22 protein-coding genes are annotated in these 20209 nt (G+C 71.0%); 14 read left to right on the forward strand and 8 right to left on the reverse strand.

The window, feature by feature from the left end; genetic code table 11:
* Positions 1-60 precede the first annotated feature (60 nt).
* On the reverse strand, positions 61-390 hold the full coding sequence (locus CYQ11_RS15470) for a hypothetical protein (protein WP_099199948.1): 330 nt from the start codon (positions 388-390) through the stop codon (positions 61-63).
* A 273-nt stretch (positions 391-663) separates the two neighbouring features.
* Here CYQ11_RS15470 and rpsF point away from each other — a divergent pair, with 273 nt between their 5' ends.
* The 4 genes from rpsF to rplI all read left to right on the forward strand — a co-directional run bounded on the left by rpsF (position 664) and on the right by rplI (position 2395).
* Positions 664-954: a 30S ribosomal protein S6 gene (gene rpsF / locus CYQ11_RS15475; protein ID WP_004950685.1), complete on the forward strand. Its 291-nt coding sequence runs from the start codon at positions 664-666 to the stop codon at positions 952-954.
* Positions 955-1034: 80 nt separating this feature from the next.
* Positions 1035-1619, forward strand: a complete 585-nt coding sequence (locus CYQ11_RS15480; RefSeq protein ID WP_099199947.1) for a single-stranded DNA-binding protein — start codon at positions 1035-1037, stop codon at positions 1617-1619.
* Positions 1620-1693: 74 nt separating this feature from the next.
* Complete coding sequence (rpsR, locus tag CYQ11_RS15485) at positions 1694-1930, forward strand: 30S ribosomal protein S18 (RefSeq protein ID WP_004950692.1); 237 nt, start codon at positions 1694-1696, stop codon at positions 1928-1930.
* A gap of 18 nt (positions 1931-1948) precedes the next feature.
* Positions 1949-2395, forward strand: a complete 447-nt coding sequence (rplI, locus tag CYQ11_RS15490; RefSeq protein WP_099199946.1) for a 50S ribosomal protein L9 — start codon at positions 1949-1951, stop codon at positions 2393-2395.
* 154 nt (positions 2396-2549) lie between these two features.
* Here rplI and CYQ11_RS15495 read toward each other — a convergent pair whose 3' ends face one another.
* Positions 2550-3893 (reverse strand): MATE family efflux transporter, encoded by a 1344-nt coding sequence (locus CYQ11_RS15495; RefSeq protein WP_099199945.1) that lies wholly within the window; start codon positions 3891-3893, stop codon positions 2550-2552.
* A gap of 513 nt (positions 3894-4406) precedes the next feature.
* Here CYQ11_RS15495 and dnaB point away from each other — a divergent pair.
* Positions 4407-5888 carry a replicative DNA helicase gene (gene dnaB / locus CYQ11_RS15505; protein WP_099200234.1) on the forward strand — a complete coding sequence of 494 codons (1482 nt, stop codon included), beginning with the start codon at positions 4407-4409 and terminating at the stop codon, positions 5886-5888.
* A gap of 25 nt (positions 5889-5913) precedes the next feature.
* Here dnaB and CYQ11_RS15510 read toward each other — a convergent pair whose 3' ends face one another.
* Positions 5914-7221, reverse strand: a complete 1308-nt coding sequence (locus tag CYQ11_RS15510) for a phosphatase PAP2 family protein (protein WP_099199944.1) — start codon at positions 7219-7221, stop codon at positions 5914-5916.
* A 347-nt stretch (positions 7222-7568) separates the two neighbouring features.
* Between CYQ11_RS15510 and CYQ11_RS15515 the strand changes: the two genes are divergently transcribed.
* The 3 genes from CYQ11_RS15515 (at position 7569) to CYQ11_RS15525 (ending at position 11245) form a co-directional block, all read left to right on the forward strand.
* Positions 7569-9002 (forward strand): serine hydrolase domain-containing protein, encoded by a 1434-nt coding sequence (locus CYQ11_RS15515; protein ID WP_099199943.1) that lies wholly within the window; start codon positions 7569-7571, stop codon positions 9000-9002.
* A 92-nt stretch (positions 9003-9094) separates the two neighbouring features.
* On the forward strand, positions 9095-10222 hold the full coding sequence (locus CYQ11_RS15520; protein WP_099199942.1) for a pyridoxal-phosphate-dependent aminotransferase family protein: 1128 nt from the start codon (positions 9095-9097) through the stop codon (positions 10220-10222).
* A gap of 330 nt (positions 10223-10552) precedes the next feature.
* A complete protein-coding gene (locus tag CYQ11_RS15525; protein ID WP_279382104.1) occupies positions 10553-11245 on the forward strand; it encodes a TetR/AcrR family transcriptional regulator in 693 nt (230 codons plus the stop codon).
* Here CYQ11_RS15525 and CYQ11_RS15530 read toward each other — a convergent pair.
* Positions 11216-11668 carry a GNAT family N-acetyltransferase gene (locus CYQ11_RS15530; protein ID WP_099199940.1) on the reverse strand — a complete coding sequence of 151 codons (453 nt, stop codon included), beginning with the start codon at positions 11666-11668 and terminating at the stop codon, positions 11216-11218. The two genes, CYQ11_RS15525 and CYQ11_RS15530, sit on opposite strands and share 30 nt — an antisense overlap.
* Before the next feature lie 65 nt (positions 11669-11733).
* Entirely contained in the window at positions 11734-12195 is a 462-nt protein-coding gene (locus CYQ11_RS15535) for a MarR family winged helix-turn-helix transcriptional regulator (RefSeq protein WP_099199939.1), read from the reverse strand.
* Between the two features lie 264 nt (positions 12196-12459).
* On the opposite strand from CYQ11_RS15535, the gene CYQ11_RS15540 reads away from it, so the two are divergent.
* The 4 genes from CYQ11_RS15540 to CYQ11_RS15555 all read left to right on the forward strand — a co-directional run bounded on the left by CYQ11_RS15540 (position 12460) and on the right by CYQ11_RS15555 (position 17139).
* Entirely contained in the window at positions 12460-13674 is a 1215-nt protein-coding gene (locus tag CYQ11_RS15540; RefSeq protein WP_099199938.1) for an MFS transporter, read from the forward strand.
* A gap of 57 nt (positions 13675-13731) precedes the next feature.
* Positions 13732-14364, forward strand: coding sequence for an HAD family hydrolase (locus CYQ11_RS15545; protein WP_099200233.1), 633 nt, complete (start codon positions 13732-13734; stop codon positions 14362-14364).
* A 381-nt stretch (positions 14365-14745) separates the two neighbouring features.
* On the forward strand, positions 14746-16407 hold the full coding sequence (locus CYQ11_RS30655) for a globin domain-containing protein (protein ID WP_099199937.1): 1662 nt from the start codon (positions 14746-14748) through the stop codon (positions 16405-16407).
* 18 nt (positions 16408-16425) lie between these two features.
* Positions 16426-17139, forward strand: coding sequence for a pyridoxamine 5'-phosphate oxidase family protein (locus CYQ11_RS15555; protein ID WP_099199936.1), 714 nt, complete (start codon positions 16426-16428; stop codon positions 17137-17139).
* A 93-nt stretch (positions 17140-17232) separates the two neighbouring features.
* Here the strand turns inward: CYQ11_RS15555 and CYQ11_RS15560 are convergent, their stop codons facing one another.
* From CYQ11_RS15560 to CYQ11_RS15570, 3 genes are all read right to left on the reverse strand, one after another.
* The gene (locus tag CYQ11_RS15560) at positions 17233-17730 is read right to left on the reverse strand and encodes an NUDIX hydrolase (protein ID WP_099199935.1); all 498 of its coding nucleotides are present in this window, start codon (positions 17728-17730) and stop codon (positions 17233-17235) included.
* Positions 17731-17771: 41 nt separating this feature from the next.
* A complete protein-coding gene (locus tag CYQ11_RS15565) occupies positions 17772-18668 on the reverse strand; it encodes a LysR family transcriptional regulator (RefSeq protein WP_099199934.1) in 897 nt (298 codons plus the stop codon).
* A gap of 232 nt (positions 18669-18900) precedes the next feature.
* The gene (locus CYQ11_RS15570; protein ID WP_099199933.1) at positions 18901-19281 is read right to left on the reverse strand and encodes a phage holin family protein; all 381 of its coding nucleotides are present in this window, start codon (positions 19279-19281) and stop codon (positions 18901-18903) included.
* A 139-nt stretch (positions 19282-19420) separates the two neighbouring features.
* Between CYQ11_RS15570 and CYQ11_RS15575 the strand changes: the two genes are divergently transcribed.
* A complete protein-coding gene (locus CYQ11_RS15575; protein ID WP_099199932.1) occupies positions 19421-19738 on the forward strand; it encodes a cupin domain-containing protein in 318 nt (105 codons plus the stop codon).
* 220 nt (positions 19739-19958) lie between these two features.
* On the forward strand, positions 19959-20177 hold the full coding sequence (locus tag CYQ11_RS15580; RefSeq protein WP_099199931.1) for a DUF5326 family protein: 219 nt from the start codon (positions 19959-19961) through the stop codon (positions 20175-20177).
* Positions 20178-20209 lie beyond the last annotated feature (32 nt).

The following is a 20209-nucleotide window of genomic DNA, read 5'->3' on the forward strand; positions in this document are numbered from 1 at the left end:
CCGGCTCTCGCGCCGAAGCCTACTGCGACCGGGGAGCGCCCCGTTTGGGCGTACGGTCCGTTATCCGATCAGACCCCCGAAGAGACCGCCGTGGGCCATGCCCAGGAAGAAGCCGAGAGCGGCCGCTCCAAGCCCGATGATCAGCAGGAAACGCTCACCGGTCGTGGCGGAGATGAACTGGCCCCAGGCCCCGCTGAGGATGCCCGCGAGGCCGGTCCAGGAGCTGAGCAGGTGCTGGCTCGGCCAGATCGAGGAGACGGCGGCGACGACACCGAGCACGATCGTCACGGCGGCGAGGGTGTTCTCGACGGGATGGGCCCGTCCGTCGCTGTTGAGGGCCGCGCTGATCAGCGCGCGGGGTCCACGGGGCTGCCGTACCGCCTGTGTCATGGGGCCACCTCCAGAAGGCAAGCGCAATGTAGCGCCGGTCACACCCAGCAGGGTCCAGGTTCCCCGGTCGTGCGCCTCGATTTCAACCGCACGCCGGAGTGCAGGTACTCTGTACGGTCTGCACCGGTGTCTGCCCAGACCCAGCTTCGGTCCCAGGGGCAACCCAGGGACTTCCGCTGATTGTCAGTGTCTGCCGATACCGTTGTTTACGCATCACGACCCTCCTGCCACGGATCGACCGTGGCCGCTGAGTCCAAAGGAGGTGGGTTCCACATGCGTCACTACGAGGTGATGGTCATCCTCGACCCCGATCTCGAGGAGCGCGCTGTCTCCCCGCTGATCGAGAACTTCCTCTCCGTCGTCCGTGAGGGCAACGGAAAGGTCGAGAAGGTCGACACCTGGGGCCGTCGTCGTCTCGCTTACGAGATCAAGAAGAAGCCCGAGGGCATCTACTCGGTCATCGACCTGCAGGCCGAGCCTGCGGTCGTCAAGGAGCTCGACCGCCAGATGAACCTGAACGAGTCGGTCCTCCGGACCAAGGTCCTCCGTCCCGAGACCCACTGAACCTAGCGGTTCAGAGGTAATCGGGCTGCATCTCCACGAGTAGCAAGCAGCCAGCAGCACACCCGCCGAGAGGTTCATCCATGGCAGGCGAGACCGTCATCACGGTCGTCGGCAATCTCGTCGACGACCCCGAGCTGCGCTTCACCCCGTCCGGTGCGGCGGTCGCGAAGTTCCGCGTCGCGTCCACTCCCCGCACCTTCGACCGCCAGACCAACGAGTGGAAGGACGGCGAGAGCCTCTTCCTCACGTGCTCGGTGTGGCGGCAGGCGGCGGAGAACGTCGCCGAGTCGCTTCAGCGCGGCATGCGCGTCATCGTGCAGGGCCGTCTGAAGCAGCGGTCCTACGAGGACCGCGAGGGCGTCAAGCGCACGGTCTACGAACTCGACGTCGAAGAGGTCGGCGCCAGCCTGAAGAACGCCACGGCGAAGGTCACCAAGACCGCGGGTCGCGGTGGCCAGGGTGGTGGCTACGGCGGCGGCGCCGGTGGCGGCCAGGGCGGCGGCTGGGGCTCCGGTCCCGGCGGCCAGCAGGGCGGCGGGGCTCCCGCCGACGACCCCTGGGCGACCGGCGCTCCGTCCGGCAACCAGCCGGGCGGCGGCGGAGGCGGCTGGGGCGGCGGCTCCGGCAACTCCGGCGGCGGCTACTCGGACGAGCCGCCCTTCTAGGCCCTTCACGGGGCCCGGGCCGAGCAGGCCCGAGGGCGCCAGCACAAAACTTCTTGATTCACAGGAGAGAGACAATGGCGAAGCCGCCCCCGCGCAAGCCGAAGAAGAAGGTCTGCGCGTTCTGCAAGGACAAGACCGCTTACGTGGACTACAAGGACACGAACATGCTGCGGAAGTTCATTTCCGACCGCGGCAAGATCCGTGCCCGTCGCGTGACCGGCAACTGCACTCAGCACCAGCGTGACGTCGCCACGGCCGTGAAGAACAGCCGTGAGATGGCGCTGCTGCCCTACACCTCGTCCGCGCGATAAGGGAAGGATGACCAACTAATGAAGATCATCCTCACCCACGAGGTCTCCGGCCTCGGCACCGCCGGTGACGTCGTCGACGTCAAGGACGGCTACGCCCGCAACTACCTGGTCCCGCGTGGTTTCGCGATCCGCTGGACCAAGGGTGGCGAGCAGGACGTCGCGCAGATCCGCCGCGCTCGCAAGATCCGCGAGATCGCGACGATCGAGCAGGCCAACGAGGTCAAGGGTCAGCTCGAGGGCGTCAAGGTCCGTCTGGCCACGCGTGCCGGCGAGGCCGGCCGCCTGTTCGGCTCCGTGACCCCCGCCGACATCGCTGCCGCGATCGAGGCCTCCGGTGGCCCGAAGGTCGACAAGCGTCGCGTCGAGGTCGGTTCGCCGATCAAGACCCTGGGCGCGCACCAGGTGTCCGTGCGTCTGCACGCCGACGTCGTCGCCAAGCTCGGCATCGAGGTCGTCGCCGCCTGATCGCTGTCTGATCGCCGCGTCAGCGCGGCCTTCGGCATCGCTTCGGCAAGCTGAGGAAGGGCCGCACCCATCGGGGTGCGGCCCTTCTGCCGTTCTCCGCTCGTTCCGGGGCCGTTCCCGGCCCGTCCGCGGGTGCCCGTCGCGCGGGCCGCCCTCAGGCCCGTACCGCCCCGGTGACGAGCCACCGCCCGGAGCGGGCCCGCAGCCAGAGGGTCGCCAGCCGGGCCGCCATCATCAGCGTCATCGCCCACCACAGCGTCGTCAGCCCGCCACCCAGGGCGGGCACGAGCAGCGCCGCGGGTGTGAAGACGGCCAGGACCAGCAGCATCGCCCAGGCGAGGTAGGGGCCGTCGCCGGCGCCCATGAGCACGCCGTCCAGCACGAAGACAACGCCCGCGACGGGCTGTGCGAGGGCCACGACCAGGAGGGCGGGCAGCAGGGTGTCCCGCACGGCGGCGTCCGTGGTGAACAGCGGGATGAACAGCGCTCGTCCGGCGACCACCAGTGCGCCCAGCACCACGCCCGAGGCGACGCCCCACCGCACCATGCGGCGGCAGGCGGCCCGGGCTCCTTCGGGATCGCTGGCGCCCAGGTAGCGCCCGATGATCGCCTGCCCGGCTATGGCTATGGCGTCCAGCGCGAAGGCCATCAGGTTCCACAGGGACAGCACGATCTGGTGGGCGGCTATCTCGGTGTCGCCGAGGCTCGTCGCGACCGCCGTGGCGATCAGGCCCATGCCGCGCAGCGAGAGCGTGCGCACCAGAAGGGGCGCCCCCGCCCGGGCGCAGGCCCGGATGCCGGCGGCGTCCGGACGCAGGGACGCGCCGTGGCGGCGGGCCCCGCGGACGACGACCGCGAGGTAGGCGGCGGCCATCGCCCACTGGGCGATGACGGTGCCCCAGGCGGAGCCGGCGACGCCCAGCCCGGCACCGTAGACGAGGGCGACGTTGAGGGCCGCGTTGGCGGTGAAGCCGCCGACGGCGACGTACAGCGGTGTCCGGGTGTCCTGGAGGCCGCGGAGCACGCCGGTGGCGGCGAGGACGACGAGCATCGCGGGGATGCCCAGGGCGCTGACGCGCAGGTAGGTGGTGGCGTAGGGCGCGGCGGTGGCGGAGGTGCCGAAGGCGTCGATGAGGGCGGAGGCGGTGGGCAGCACGGCGGCGGTCACGGCCGTACCGAGGAGCACCGCGAGCCAGATGCCGTCGAGGCCCTGCCGGACGGCGGCCCGGACGTCCCCGGCCCCGACGCGGCGGGCGACGCCGGCGGTGGTGGCGTAGGCGAGGAAGACGAAGATGCTGACCCCGGTGGCGAGCAGGGCGGCGGCGACGCCGAGCCCCGCGAGCTGAGGGGTGCCGAGGTGGCCCACGATGGCGCTGTCGGCCATCACGAAGAGGGGCTCCGCGACGAGAGCGCCGAACGCGGGCACGGCGAGTGCGACGATCTCCCGGTCGTGCCGGCGGGCGCTCTGTGCGGCGAGCTCGCGGGCTTGCGTGACCATACGCGTCCCATCTTCCACAGGTAATCAGTGCACTTAGCTTAAGCCCCTTACCTGGCGCGGTTGTGCGTGATCTTGTCTGCGCCGTTTGTCGCCATCTCCCCCCGGCCGGGAAAGTTTTTCTCCTCAACAGCCGGTGGACGGTAAAAGCGCAGGTCAGAGGGGTGGGCTCCAGGTGATTGTGTGTTTGTCCACAGCGGTTTCCCCCGTGTCGTGCACAGGATCCGGGGAGTTCTCCACAGGCTTGGGCCGCTCATCCACATGCCCTGTGGATAACCAGATTGGCTGACGGTGCCCGCGGGCCTACCGTGGTCCGGCGCCCGCCGTCTGATTTCCGTCGCGTCCCCGTGCTCCGGACCTCACAAGTCCGGCACCAAGTCCTCGCGAAGCCACCGCGAAACTCGCCCCGAACGTGACGCGCGACAACCGGAGTCGGGCGACAGATTTGTCAGAGCCGTGCCGTAAGAAAGAGGAGCACGGCGAGGTCCGCGTCGCGGACGGGAGGAGGTGGCCCGGGTGAGCGTTCCCGAGCCCATGGACGACCCCTGGGGCGAGGCTGGCCCCGGTGACCGGCTCCCCTTCCCCCGTTCCCGTCGCGGTGACGGTGCCGGCAAGGGCCGGGGCGAGCAGCACGACCGCGGTGGCGACGACGGCGGCTCCTGGGACCGGGGCGGCTTCGAGCGCGTACCGCCGCAGGACCTGGACGCCGAGCAGTCCGTCCTCGGCGGCATGCTGCTGTCGAAGGACGCCATCGCGGACGTCGTCGAGGTCCTCAAGGGCAACGACTTCTACCGCCCCGCGCACGAGACGATCTACCAGGCCATCCTCGACCTCTACGCCAAGGGCGAGCCGGCCGACCCCATCACCATCGCGGCGGAGCTGACCAAGCGCGGAGAGATCACGCGCGTCGGCGGCGCGGCCTATCTGCACACCCTGGTCCAGTCCGTCCCGACCGCGGCCAACGCCGAGTACTACGCCGAGATCGTCCACGAGCGCGCGGTCCTGCGCCGCCTGGTCGAGGCCGGCACCCGCATCACGCAGATGGGGTACGCAGCCGACGGCGACGTCGACGACATCGTCAACAGCGCCCAGGCCGAGATCTACGCCGTCACCGAGCAGCGCACCAGCGAGGACTACCTCCCGCTCGGCGACATCATGGAGGGCGCGCTCGACGAGATCGAGGCCATCGGTTCGCGCAGCGGCGAGATGACCGGCGTGCCCACCGGTTTCACGGACCTCGACGCCCTGACGAACGGCCTCCACCCCGGCCAGATGATCGTCATCGCGGCCCGGCCCGCCATGGGTAAGAGCACCCTGGCCCTGGACTTCGCCCGGGCCTGCTCGATCAAGCACAACATGCCGAGCGTGATCTTCTCGCTCGAAATGGGGCGCAACGAGATCGCCATGCGTCTGCTGTCCGCGGAGGCGCGGGTGGCGCTCCACCACATGCGCTCCGGTTCCATGACGGACGACGACTGGACGCGGCTCGCCCGCCGGATGCCCGACGTGTCGGCCGCGCCGCTCTACATCGACGACTCGCCGAACCTGTCGATGATGGAGATCCGGGCCAAGTGCCGGCGTCTGAAGCAGCGTCAGGACCTCAAGCTGGTGATCATCGACTATCTCCAGCTGATGCAGTCCGGCGGCTCCAAGCGCGCCGAGAGCCGCCAGCAGGAGGTCTCGGACATGTCCCGTAACCTCAAGCTGCTCGCCAAGGAGCTGGAGCTGCCGGTCATCGCGCTCTCCCAGCTGAACCGTGGCCCCGAGCAGCGTACGGACAAGAAGCCGATGGTCTCCGACCTCCGTGAGTCGGGTTCCATCGAGCAGGACGCCGACATGGTCATCCTGCTGCACCGCGAGGACGCGTACGAGAAGGAGTCGCCCCGCGCGGGCGAGGCGGACATCATCGTCGGCAAGCACCGTAACGGCCCCACGGCCACGATCACCGTGGCCTTCCAGGGCCATTACTCCCGCTTCGTGGACATGGCCCAGACGTAGGGTCCGGCGCCTGCTGCCACGTGGTTCACACCAGTTCGGGTTGCGGTTCCGCTTCCGGTTCCGGTTGCCGTACTGGTGCGGTCTTCGGTGCCTTCGGTTCCCACAGTCTGGTGGTCCGCACGTAGCCGTAGACCACCGAGGCCATCGCCAGAACGAGAAGTGGTCCGAACAGCCACGGGTGGGTGGCCATTTCCATCGGCAGATAGCGATAGGACACCAGGAACGCGGTGAATACGGTTGCGCCGTAGGTGACCAGCTGGATTCCCGACCGGTCCCAGCCACGATCGTGCGCGCGCAGAGCCGCCTCGATCGTGAGCGTGAAAACCACGCCGGCGATGATGTCCGTGCCGTAGTGGTAGCCGAATCCCAGCGTCGCGCCGAGTGTGGCGATCAGCCAGAACGCGCCTGTGAATCGCAGAATGCGTGGGCCCTTGCGGGAATGGATGAAGATGGCCGTGGCCCATGCCGTGTGCAGGCTGGGCATGCAGTTGCGCGGGGTGATCTCGTCGTACGGCATCGGGTGCGGGATGTCGATCGGCGGTGGCGTGTGCGGCCACAGGGCGGCCAGCGCCCAGTGCTCGCCGCCGGTGCCGAAGGCGCCGGTGCCGTAGGCGAAGATCGGTCCGACCACCGGGAAGATCATGTAGATGGCCGGCCCGAGGAGGCCTATGACCAGAAAGGTGCGCACCAGATGGTGGCCCGGGAAGCGGCGCTCGGCCGCCACGTCGCGCAGCTGGTAGAGAGCGAAGACGACCGCGGCCACCGCGAGCTGACCGTAGACCCAGTCGAGGACGTGGGTGCCGACGGGGCCGGTGGCCTCGACGATCCGGCCCGCCACCCACGACGGGTTGCCCAGCGCGTGATCGGCGGTCGCCACGTACTGGTCGAGCACCGCCGGGCGGGTCTTCGACGTGATGAGCAGCCAGGTGTCTCCGGTCTTGCGGCCGGCCACCAGCAGCAGGGCCAGCCCGACGCCCTTCAGCAGCAGGACGCGTTCCCGGCCGGTGCGGCGCGTGACGGCGATGACCGCGCAGCCCAGGATCACCCACAGCGCGCCGTTGCCGAACATCATCTTGGCGTCGACCGCCCACCGGACGAGCCAGAAGACGACGTCGATGCCGACGGCGACACCGACCGCGACGAAGCGTTGCCGCCAGGTGAGCACCACCATCATCAACGCCATGCTGGCGTACAACAGCGGCCCCGATTTGGGGGCGAATATGACTTCTTTCGCCTGGTTGGTCATCGGCCCCGGCAGACCGTAATGACGTGCGGCGATCTCCAGCGCGACGAGGAATCCGAGGGTCACCACACTCGCCACGGCCCACAGCATCACTCGTGGTTGACGCCACGCGGCGAACGTCGTTCTCCCTTTTATTCGCGAAAGCGTCCGCGATGATTTAGGTATCAATTGTTTGGCCAATGTGATGGATGTTGGCTGAGTGGGTTGCTCATCGTGCTGAACGGCATGGTTCCGGTGGGGGGCGAGCGATGAGGGCGATCGTTGTGAGTTCGAACATGCTAACGGAGCGGTGTGGGTGGGTTTCGCTGGTCATGGGCGGTGCGAAGTCCGGTCGATCCGGCGCTCGTTGGGCCGGCGTCCCGCGGATGCCCACGCGACTCCCGACGCCCGGCGGCCGGACTCAACGCCCGTACTGATCACGTGGTTAGGGTGCGGTCATGACCGCACCCTACGAAGTCGAAGCACCACTCCCCGACGGCGTGCCGGCCGACGGCGCCCACGCGGCCGGAGAGTTCGGCGAGCTGCTGCCCGCCACCCGCCGTGCCCTGCTGCACCGGCTGGCCACCGGCCAGGTGGAGGGCCGGACGCCCTCTCTGGTGGGGGCGGTGATGCGGGACGGGCGCATGGTGTGGTGCGCCGGGCGAGGCGAGGTCGGGGCCACGGCCCCCGGCGCCGACACGCAGTACCGCATCGGTTCCCTCACCAAGACCTTCGTCGCCGTCATGGTCATGCGCCTGCGCGACGAGGGACTGATCGACCTCGACGAGCCGCTGTCCGCTTACCTGGACGTGCCCGAGGGCGGCGGGGCGACCATCGCCCAGCTCCTCTCGCACAGCTCGGGCCTGGCGGCGGAGGCGCGCGGCCCGTGGTGGGAGCGCACGGACGGAGCCCTGCGCCCTGAGCTCGCCGACCTGTTCGGCGAGCGCGCCCAGCTCCACACGGCGGGGCGCGTGTACCACTACTCCAACCCCGGTTACGCGCTCCTCGGCGCACTCGTCGAGAAGCTGCGCGGGGACAACTGGTACGAGGCGCTGCGCCGCGAGGTGCTCGTACCGCTCGGCATGCGCCGTACGACGTTCGCGCCGCAGGCTCCGCACGCGCGGGGCTGGGCCGTGCACCCCTGGGCCGACGTCCTGCTGCCGGAACCCGCGGTGGACACCGGCCGGATGGCGCCCGCCGGGCAGCTGTGGTCCACGGCGGAGGACCTCTGCCGCTTCGCGGCGTTCCTGCTGGACGGGGACGACCGGGTGCTCGGCGCCGGCACAGTCGAGGAGATGCGCGCGCCGGAGGCCGAGCCGCAGGGCGAGGACTGGTCGGGCGGCTACGGCCTGGGCGTGCAGCTGGTCCGCCGGCAGGGCCGGCTCCTGTGCGGCCACACCGGCAGCATGCCGGGCTTCGTGGCGATGCTCTGGGTGAGCCCGCGGGACGGCGTCGGCTCCGTGGTGCTCGGCAACCTCACGTCCCTGTCCACGGCCGGCCCGGTGGCCGTGGACCTGGTAAAGACGGTCGCGGAGCACGAGCCCAGGATCCCGGAGCCCTGGCGTCCGCTGGACGGCGCGGACCCGGCGCTGCTGGAGCTGACCGGGCCCTGGTACTGGGGCGCGGCCCCGTTCGCCCTGCGCCTGCTCGCCGGCCGCGCGCTGGACCTGGCGCCGCTCGGGGCGAGCGGGCGGGCTGCGCGTTTCCGCGCCGAGGCGGACGGCACGTGGACGGGGCTCGACGGGTACTACGCGGGGGAGTCCCTGCGGGTCGTACGGCGCGCGGACGGCACTGTGAGCCACCTGGACGTCGGCACGTTCGTCTTCACCCGCGAGCCCTACGAAGCCCAGGGTGCCGTGCCGGGCGGCGTCGACACGGACGGCTGGCGATAGTCGGATGGTCGGATCGTTCCAGGGGCGGACGTAAAGTCGACGGGAGACTGGCGGCGCCGGAACGCGGCGCGCGACACCACCTGGAAGGCACCGTGACTGCGAACACCGCACCGGACCTGCTCGACCTCCCGCCCCTGGGCGCCGGCCACTTCGCACGCATCGAGGACAAGGTCGCGGCGCTGATGCGCACCCGCGAGACCGTCGTCACGATGCAGGGTGAGGCCCTCCTCCCCCTGGAGGCGTGCATCCGCTCGGCCGTACGGCCGGGCAGCACGGCGCTCAACGTCATCACCGGACCGTACGGGGAGACCTTCGGCGGCTGGCTGCGCTCCTGCGGTGCCGAAGTGATCACCGTGACGGCGCCGTTCAGTGGGGCGGTCACGCCGGAGCAGGTCGCCGAAGCGCTCCGCGCCCACCCCGCCATCGACTTCGTCAGCCTCGTGCACGCCGAGGCGGCGACCGGCAACACCAACCCCGTCGCCGGGATCGCCGAGGTGGTACGCGAGCACGGGGCGCTGCTGATGCTGGACGCCGTCGCCTCCGTCGGTGCCGAGCCGCTGCTCACCGACGAGTGGGGCGTGGACCTGTGCGTCATCGGCGGGCAGAAGGCGATGGCGGGCCCGGCGGGCGTGTCGGTCGTGTCCGTCAGCGCCCGCGCCTGGGAGCGCATCGCCGCCAACGAGCAGGCGCCGCGCCGCTCCTACCTGTCCCTGCTGGACTGGAAGGAGCGCTGGATCGACGGTGGCCGCGCCGCGTTGCCGCACGCTCCGGCCCAGCTGGAGATGCTCGCCCTGGAGCAGGCCGCCGACCGCGTCGAGCGGGCCGGCCTGGACGCCGTCATCGCCCGCCACCGTGCGGCCGCGGCGGCCACGCGCGCGGGCGTACGCGTGCTGGGCGGCGTCACCCCGTACGTCGTCCGCGACGAGGACGCCGCTCCTGTGGCCACGACGCTGCGCGCGCCCGAGGGCACGGACGCCCGCGACATCGTGGCGGCGGCCCTGGCGGCCGACGCCTGTGTGCCCGTACAGGCGGCAGGGGGAGCGCTCGCCAAGGAGATGGTGCGCGTCAACCACTACGGGCTCGAAGCGGACCGCGAGGTCGTGCTCGCCACGGTGTCGGCGCTGGCCGAGGGGCTGCGCGCCCTGGGCGTTCCGGTCGCCGAGCCGGGCGAGGCCGTGGTGGCCGCAGGCAAGGCCTGGGATGCGGTGATCGAGGGCTGAGTCTGCTGTCACGCGCTCTTCCTGGCCGTCATCGGTCTTCTGGGCCGTCATCGGCGCCTTTTCGGCGCCGATGACGGCCCTTTTGCGTCTGATGTCAGTGTTTTACGGCTGATGGACACTTCATCTCGTTTCTCTCGTTTTTGTCGATATCGCCCCGGTATGGCAAGGCGGCTCCTCGCTCAGCCTCCCGGATAGAATCGGAATCCTCGTCCCGCTTCATCGTCCGGCTTCCGGAGGCCCCCGCGCATGGCACCCCGCAGCGCATCGTCATCGCCTTCATGGGTACCCGCGCCCCGCAGGGCGGACGCACGGCGCAACCGCGTGCTCGTCATGCAGGCGGCCCGATCCGCCTTCGAGGAAGCCGGGTTGGCGGTACCGCTCGGGGAGATCGCCCGCCGGGCCGGAGTCGGCGCGGGAACGGTCTACCGCCATTTCCCGTCCAAGGAAGCCCTGTTCAGGGCCACCGTGGTGGACCGGGTACGGCTCTTCACCGACACGGCACGGGAGTTGGCGACCGCCGAGCAGCCGGGAGTGGTGTTCTTCCGCTATCTGGCGGCCGTGGTGCGGCTGTCCGTGCGGAACAAGGGGCTGTGCGACGCCCTGGAGGGGAATTTCGAGCCGTCCCCCGGGGTGGAGGAGGGCTTCCGCGCGGCGCTGTGCGTCCTGCTGGAACGGGCCCAACAGGCCGGTGCCGTACGGAAGGACGTCGCCATCGACGACGTGATGGCCCTGCTTCTGGGCTGTCTGTCGATGGAGCAGCGGCGGGGGCCCGGCGTGGCGCCGGGCAGGATGACGGCGCTGGCCTGCGACAGTCTGCGTCCGGGGCGACGTGTGACGAAACTTCCCCAGAACCCCCGCGCGACCCGTAACGAAACCGTGTGCGCGGTCTGCGGCGGTCCGGTGGCGGCCGCGCGTACGGGCCGACCCGCCCGGTACTGCGGCGGTGCCTGCCGGCAGAAGGCCCACCGCGAGCGGGCCCGGGCCCGTGCCGGGTCAGAGGTGGTACTTGAAGCCGAGGTGTGAGGCCTCGAAGCCGAGACGTTCGTAGAAGCGGTGGGCGTCCACGCGGGTCGCGTCGGACGTCAGCTGCACCAGCCGGCACCCCTCGTTCCGCGACCTGTCGACGGCCCACTGGATCAGCTCGGTCCCCAGGCCCGAGCCGCGCTCGTCGGCGTGGACGCGGACGCCCTCGATGACGGAGCGGGACGCGCCGCGTCGGGACAGCCCCGGCACGACCGTGAGCTGGAGCGTGCCGACCGTGCGGCCGTCGCGCACGGCTACGGCGAGGTACTGGTGGGGATCGCCGTCGAGGCGGTCGAAGGCGGCGCGGTACGGGGCCAGGTCGTCGGGGGATTCACGCTGGGCGCCCAGGGCGTCGTCGGCCAGCAGTGCCACGATGGCCGGGAGGTCGTCGGCGGTCGCGCGTCGTATCTCTATGTCGCTCATGATCGGGACCCTACGCGCGGGGCACGGCCGTGCCCAGGGCCCGACTGAGGGCGGCGCCCGGCGGCTCAGGAAGTGGGGGCCAGGGATTCCACGGCCGCGACCAGCGGTGCCAGTTCGGTGCGCCGGGAGGCGTCCTCCAGTGCCTCGCGCAGGGCGGTGTCGTTGGTGGGCCGGGCCTCTTCGAGGAGGGAGCGGCCGGCGTCCGTCACGTCGGTGTAGATGCCGCGGCGGTCGGTGAGGCAGAGGTAGCGCGTCAGCAGGCCGCGGTCCTCCAGGCGGTTGACCAGGCGTGTCGTCGCGCTCTGGCTGAGCACGACCGCGTCGGCGACCTCGTTCATGCGCAGGTGGCCGCCTTCGCCGTCGTGCTGGCGGTTGAGCACGTCGAGCACTGAGAACTCGCGCACGCTCAGGTCGTGGTGCGCCTGCAGGGCCCGCTCGATGTGCGCCTCGATCCGGCTGTGCAGCGCCGAGAGGGCGCACCAGCCCTGTGCCAGGCCGAACAGAGCGGGGTCCGGGGTGCGGGACATGGAGGGGGCCCTCCTTCGGAGTCGTACGCGTGAGGCGCTGCGGGCGGGGCGTGGGCCGAGGTCGTGCGGGCCGTCGCACGGTCCGCACGGTCCTACGGACAGGGTAGCGCTCCTCCGCAATAGCCAGCGCTTGCAAGTAACCCGCGTCTGCAATTATTGTGGAGGCCGGTAAAAGACGACCGCAAGGATCTGCTGGTCAGGTGTGCCGACCGTGCGCACGCCTGGCCTCCCCGCTCTCCAAGCCCCGTGAAGGACCTCTCCGTCATGCCTCTCGCCCTGCTGGCGCTCGCCATCGGCGCCTTCGGTATCGGCACCACCGAATTCGTCACCTCGGGCCTGCTCCCCGAGGTCGCGGAGGAGTTCGGTGTCTCCATCCCCACCGCCGGCTACCTCACCACCGGCTACGCCCTCGGCGTCGTGGCCGGGGCGCCGGTCCTCGCCGTCCTCGGCAGCCGCGTTCCCCGCAAGAAGATGCTCATGGCCCTGATGGGGCTCTTCGTCGCCGGCAACGCGCTCTCGGCGGCCGCGCCCGTCTTCGGGGTCATGCTCGCCGGGCGGATCGTCGCCTCCTTCGCGCACGGGGCGTTCTTCGGCATCGGCGCGATCGTCGCCGCCAGTCTCGTCGCCCCGCAGAAGAAGGCGGGGGCGATAGCCATGATGTTCACCGGCCTGACGGTCGCCAACGTGGTGGGCGTCCCCATGGGCACGCTCGTCGGCCAGAGCGCCGGCTGGCGCGTGACGTTCTTCATCATCGCCGGACTCGGCGTCCTGGCCGTCCTCGGCATCGCGGCGCTCGTTCCGCCGCAGCCGAACCCCGAGCGGACGAGGATCAGCGGGGAGCTGGCCGCCTTCCGCAACCCCCAGGTGCTGCTCGCCATGGCGATGACGGTCCTCGGCTTCGGCGGCGTCTTCACCATGAGCACCTACTTCACGCCCATGATGACCGAGGCCGTCGGCTTCGCCCCGGCGTCTGTCACCTGGCTGCTCGTCCTGTTCGGCCTCGGTCTGGTCGGCGGCAATCTGATCGGCGGAAAGTACGCCGACCGCGCGCTGATGCCCATGCTGTACACGGCGCTGGGCGGCCTCGCGGTGACGCTGGCCCTGCTGCCGCTCGCCGCGCACAACAAGATCACGGCCGCGGTTCTGATCCCGGTCATCGGCGCCTTCGGCTTCGCCACCGTGCCGCCGCTCCAGAAGCGCGTCCTGGACCAGACGGCCGACGCCCCCACCCTCGCCTCCGCCGTCAACATCGGTGCCTTCAACCTGGGCAACGCCATAGCGGCCTGGCTCGGCGGCCTCGTCATCTCCGCCGGGTTCGACTACACCGCCCCCAACTGGGTCGGCGCCGCCATGGCCGCCTCCGCGCTGTCGCTGGCCTTCCTGTCGGCGGCGCTGGAGCGGCGTACGGACCGAAGCGGGCGGATCGTCGCGGCGGGCGCGCCGACGACGGCCGGTGCGGAGTCCATAGCGGCCGGCTGACCGGCCCCGTAAGCGATCGTAGGCGTACGCGCGCGCGTACGCCTACGCTCGATGGTCATGAGCAGACTGCACTTGTTCGACCTCGACGGGACGCTGATCCACGGCTCGGCGGCAGCGGTCGAGATATCCCGCCAGCTCGGGCTGGAACCGGAGATCGCCGAGCTGGAGCGGGCCTTCGCCGAGGGACGGCTGACGCCGCCCCGCTTCGCCGAGCTGGCGGTGCAGTTGTGGGCCGAGCTGACCGAGGCGCAGGTCACGGCCGCCTTCGAGGGGGCGCCGTGGCTCGCGGGCATCCGGGACGTCTGGGCGCGGATCCGCGAGCGGGGCGAGCGGTGCGCGGTGATCTCGCTGTCGCCGGGGTTCTTCGTGGAACGCCTGCTGGACTGGGGCGCCGACGCGGCGCACGGCTCACTGTGGCCGGCGGTGCCGTTCCGCGAGCCGCTGGACCCGGCCGGGATCCTGGACGCCTCGGCGAAGGTGCGGATCGCGGACGGGCTGTGCGAGCGGTTCGGTCTCAGCCGCGCCGACTGCGTGGCGTACGGGGACTCCATGTCGGACGCCCTGCTGTTCGCGGCCGTTCCGATGTCGGTCGCGGTGAACGCCGACCATCACGTGCGCGACATCGCCTCGCACGCCTACAACGGCCGTGACCTGCGGGAAGCTTATGAACTCGTCGGAGCGCGGGCGTAGCCGGAGGCGTTGGGACGCCGCCGGTCCGGCCGCCCTCGCCCGTCCCGCCGGGGCCGTGACCCCGGTCCGTACCGCGCCGCGCGGTACGGACCCGCACCGCTCGCGCCGGCCGAATGTTCCGGCAGGCCGTTGCTGCCGGTCCCTGCCCTGCGCCGGCCTCGCCCTCGCCGGTCTGCCGGGCGGTGAGCAGCGGACCAGCCTAGCCCCAACGCCCGCCATACCACCGGGACTTCCCGCAAATCCACTGAGCCGGGTCACGGGCTGGCATGCTGCGCTTACGGAACAGCGGCTCACCAGCAGAGCGGGGGAATCGCGTGGAGCTTCCGGCCACTTCGGCGGAAGTGCGCGGTCCGCCCGAGACATGTTCGAGGCGAGGCAACGATGAACGCTCCGACCACCCCGCCGGCCGGCGGCGGTACGTCCGGCGAAAGGGGTGCCTGGGGCTGGTTCGCCCCGTCGGACGGGGAGGGACCGAAGAGGCCGGCACGGCAAGCACCGACGGGGTCCGGTGCGGAGTCGGCTGACGAGTCCCCCGAGCCACCCCCACCCCCGGGCTGCCGCTGGCGGCCGCTGGCCTACGAGCGCGGCCCGTACGAGCCACAGGACCACCCGGGCCAGTACGGACTCCAGGACCACCCGGGGCAGCATGGACTCCAGGACCACCCGGGCCAGGAGGGCCTCCAGACCCACACCAGCCAGCACGGTCAGCAGGACCACCCGGGCCAGTACGCCCAGCCGGGCCACCCCCACCAGGGGGAGCAGCGCGAACATCAGCGCGCCCCCGAGCCTCCCGACGGGCCCCCGCACTCACCCCCCGGCGGACGGCCCGCCGCCCGGCCGCAAGGGGGGTGGGAGGCACCCGCCGGACCCGCCTGCGAGGCGCCGGACCGCCGGCCCGCCTCCCCCGCGACGCCCTCCCCCGACACCCTGCTGATCCGCCGCACCCTGGCCGAGATCGAGCCGATCGCCGACAAGGTCACCTCGTACTTCTACGCGCTGCTCTTCCTCCAGGCCCCCGGGCTGCGCGCCCTCTTCCCCGCCGCGATGGACACCCAGCGCGACCGCCTCTTCAAGGCCCTGCTCACCGCCGCCCGGCACGCCGACGACACCGCCACGCTCTCCGCGTACCTCTCGGACCTCGGCCGCTCCCACCGCAAGTACGGCACCGAGGCCGCCCACTACCCGGCCGTCGGGGAATCCCTGATCGGCGCCCTCTCCCGCCACGCCACGGCCACCTGGTGCGAGGAGACCCAGGCGGCCTGGGTGCGGGCGTACACCGCGATCTCCCAGATCATGATCGACGCGGCGGCCGAGGACGAGCGCACGTCCCCCGCCTGGTGGCATGCCGAGATCGTCTCCCACGAGTCGCGCACCCAGGACGTCGCCGTGGTGACAGTGCGGCCCGATCAGCCCTACCCCTTCGTCGCCGGTCAGTACGCCGCCGTGGAAACGCCCTGGTGGCCGCGGGTGTGGCGCAACTACTCCTTCTCCTGCGCGCCCCGCGACGACGGGCTGCTGTCCTTCCACATCAAGGCGGTGCCGGCGGGCTGGGTGTCACGGGCCCTGGTCCACCGGGCCGGGCTCGGCGACGTGATCCGCCTCGGTCCGCCCAACGGTTCGATGACCGTCGACCACACCACCGACAACGGCATGCTCTGCCTGGGCGGCGGCACCGGCATCGCACCCATCAAGGCACTCGTCGAGGACGTGGCCCGGCACGGGCGCAGCCGGCCCGTGGAGGTCTTCTACGGGGCCCGCCACGACGACGACCTCTACGACATCGACACCATGCTGCGGTTGCAGAAGGCGCACGCCTGGCTGTCGGTCCGCCCGGTCGTCTCCCACGGGCCGACCCTCGGCCTGAGCGGCCAACTCCCCCAAGTGATCAGGAAGTACGGGCCCTGGACCGCGTTCGACGCGTTCCTCTCCGGGCCGCCGGGCATGATCCGCAGCGGTGTGGACACCCTGGTCGGTATCGGCATACCGTCCCACCGCATCAGGCACGACTCGATCGACGATCTGACGGCGTCGGCGACGAGCTGACCCGGGACGGGTGGTCCGATGACGACTCCGATGGCGACGACTCCGACGACGACGGCGGAGCCCCCGGACACGGCGGCACCGGGGCGGTCACCGGACGCCGCCCGGCCGGGCAGCGCGGGGGAGCACCTGGTGCAGCGGCGGCTCGGCACCGCCGACCGCGCCGGCCGGTTCTACGACGACCAGGTGCTCTCCCACCTCAACGCGCGGATGCGGGAGTTCGTGGCCCGTCAGGAGATGTTCTTCCTCGCCACGGCCGACCGGCGCGGCACATGCGACAACACCTTCCGCGCCGGCCCGCCCGGCTTCCTCAGGGTGCTGGACGACCGTACGCTCGCCTACCCCGAGTACCGGGGCAACGGCGTCCTGGCCAGCCTGGGGAACATCGAGGAGAACCCGCACGTCGGGATCCTGCTGATCGACTTCTGCCGGGACCGGATCGGCTTGCACGTCAACGGCAGCGCCCGGCTGGTCGACGACGCGGACCTCAGGTCCGCGCACCCCGCGCTGCCGCGTGACGAGGCACCCGGCCGCCGGGCGGTGGTGTGGGTGGAGGTGACGGTCGAGGAGGCGTACGTCCACTGCGCCAAGCACATCCCGCACCTGCGGAAGGCCGCGGACGAGACCGGAGGGGACGGCCGGGCCTGGGGCACGGACGACACCAGGCGCAAAGGAGGCGACTTCTTCGGCGCAGCGGCGGCCGGCAAGGCGGCCCCGGCGAGCCGTCGGCAGTAGAAGCGGCGGGCGGACACCTGGTCTTCTGCAGCAGGCGCGCATCCAGTCGTCGGCAGTAGGCGGACGTCCGGGGAACAAACCCCTCCACCCCGCTCAGCCCAGGTCGGGCGCCAGCAGTGCCCGGACGCCCTCGATGTTCGCGTGGAGGTAGGCGCGCAGCGAGGGCGGTACGACCTCCACCGAGGCGATCCCCTCCCGGGTGAAGGGGATGCGCACGACGTCGTAGGTGCCGACGGGCTCGTCCACTTCCGGGCCGTGCCGGCGGGAGAGGTCCATCGACGCCAGGCGGCAGGCGAAGAAGTGCTGCACCTTCACGCCGTGGGCGGCGTGGTGGAGGGAGTGCGAGACGGTGTCGACGAAGGCGGGCACGACGTCGACGACCTTCGCACCCAGTTCCTCGTCGACCTCGCGGTGGAGCGCGGCGACGACGGTGGCGTCCTGGGGCTCCACACCGCCGCCGGGTGTGATCCAGTAGGGCGCCTCGCCGGGCTTGGTGCGTTTGATCAGGATCATTTCGAGGTCGTCCGAGCCGGGCTCCCCGTCGAGCAGGATGGCGCGGGCCGTGCGTTTGACCACTGGCCGTTCGGTCATAGGGGACATCTGCCGCGCGCGTCCCTCGATGAAACCCCTCCTCACCAGGAAACGGCAGCACGCAACAGCCACTCGTGCGCCCGCGCGAGGTGGGGGTGCGCGAGCGTCCCCGTGCGGACGACGAGGAAATACGTGCGCAGGGGTGGCACAGGAGGGTCGAGCAGGGCGGCGATCTCGCCCGTGTCGAGGGCGTCCTCGCACAGGTAGCGGGGCAGGACGGCGATTCCGGCCCCCGCGGTGACGCAGGTGAGCACCGCGCGCAGATCGGGGACGATGACGCTGCCGACGGCCGGGGGTTTGGAGTCGAAGACGGCGCTCCAGTAGCGGGAGACGAACGGGAGGCTCTCGTGGACCTCGACCACCGGCAGGTGCTCCAGGGCCTGGACGCCCTTGTCGCGGAGGACGGCGGCGCCGCCGAGCCGGGCCGCCCAGCGCGGGGCGGCGATCAGGACGTGTTCCTCGTCGCAGAGCGGGGTGGCGGTGAACAGGCGGCCGCGCGGGCGCGAGGTGGTGATGGTGAGGTCGTGGTGGCCGGCGGCGAGCCCCTCGAAGAGCTCCTCCGCCATTCCGTGCGCGGCGCGAACCGTCAGGCCCTGGGTGATCAGGGGGGTGAGGGCGGGCAGGGCCCGCAGGGCGGTGAACTCCGGCGGTCCGGCGAGGTGCAGGGTGCGGTTGGCCCAGGGTTCGCCGAGGTCGGCCTCGGCGATCGCCAGCAGGGCGTCCACATGTGGGGCGATCTTGTGGGCGAGCTCGTCGCCGATGGTGGTCGGGCAGACGCCGCGCGCCTGGCGGAGGAAGAGGGGGCGGCCCAGCTGGCGCTCCAGGGTCCTGATCTGGCTGGTGACCGCCGGCTGGGAGAGGCCGAGGAGGGCGGCGGCACGGGTGAGGGAACCGGCCCTGTGCACCGTGACGAATGTGCGTAAAAGGGCCAGATCCATGACATCTCCCCTTGCCTGCCGTCACCGATGGTAGGGGAACTATAAATAAGTCGATAGGGCTGTGTCGCTAGCGTGATTGGACACTGACGCTTAGTCAACTAGCCTTGGTCGCACGGTCCTTCACAGAGGGAACCGGGACGGCTCGAGCCAAGAGGGGGGAGGCTCGAGCCGTCCGCTGTGTGGCCGCCGGACCGCCCCGGCGGTGCCGCGGGACCCGTGGCACGGCCCCGGGTCAGTCGTTCTCGTCCGGCAGGATCACATGCATCGCCCAGGCCACGATTGAGATGATCACGCCGCCGACGAGCGCCGCCCAGAAGCCCCCCACGTGGAACGCCAGGTCGAGCCTCCCCGCCAGCCAGGAGGTCAGCAACAGCATCAGCGCGTTGATCACCAACGTGATCAGGCCGAGGGTCAGGATGAAGAGCGGGAAGGACAGCAGCTTCACGACCGGCTTGACGAGGAAGTTGACCGCGCCGAAGACGAGCGCGACGAGGAAGAGCGTGACGACCTTGCGGGCCGTGTTCTCGCCGGACAGCGTGATGCCCTTGAGCAGCCAGACGGCCACAGCCAGGGCCGCCGCGTTGGCGATCGTCTTGACTACGAAATTCTTCATGGTGAGATCGTTGCAGACGAGCGCGGCGGACGCGGATCGATGAGATCGGCGGAGACCGCGGCAGGCGGCACCGGGTGGGCCGGTGCGCTCGGTGCACGGCCCCGCGGCCGCGCCCGGCGAGGCGAGGAGTGGACGACGCATGAAGGCGTTCCGGCTGGACGAACTGGAGGCGGAGCGCGCCGCCAACGAAGGCGCGTACCTGCAGTTCCTGCGTGAGCGGAACATGTCGATGGGCCTCTACGCGCTGGACGCCGGCGACCAGGATCCCCAGGCGCCGCACGCCCAGGACGAGGTCTACGTGGTGGTCAGCGGCCGGGCGTCGATCACGGTCGGGACCGAGACGACCGAGGTCGGCCGGGGCAGCGTGGTGTACGTACCGGCCGGGGTGACGCACAGGTTCCACCACATCAGCGAGGACCTCCGGGTTCTGGTGGTCTTCTCTCCGCCGGAGAGCTGAGGCGTACCGCCGGCGTCCCGTAGGGGAACGTTCAGGGGCGGGCGGGGGCTCTGCGGGCCCCCGTGCACCACCACTCCGTCCTAGCATCGTCGAGAGCAGGCCGGGGCATTCCGCTCCGGGTGGCCGGTGAGGCGCGGTGCGGGAAGCGGCCGCGGATCACAGGGCCGTGACGTGACAAGGGCGCGAGAACTCGCGCGTGAAGCGGAGAGCAGGGGTCGACATGGCTGAGAAGGGGATATTCGCGGGGCTGCCTTGGTGGGTGCAGTGGGTCGCCGTGCCGGTCGTCGTGCTGGTGGTATTCGGCAGCCTCATCATGAGCGTGCTCGGTTTTGTCATCGGCCTGCTCTTCAAGGCGCTGCTGCTGGTGGTGCTCGTCGGTGGCCTGATCTTCGTCGTCAAGAAGTTCACGTCGTCCTCGTCGTCGAGGGGCGACTGGTAGGGGCCGCGCCCCGGGCGACACGAGCCGCCCGG

The sequence above is a fragment of the Streptomyces cinnamoneus genome, assembly GCF_002939475.1.
In the GTDB taxonomy this organism is placed as follows: Bacteria; Actinomycetota; Actinomycetes; order Streptomycetales; family Streptomycetaceae; genus Streptomyces; species Streptomyces cinnamoneus_A.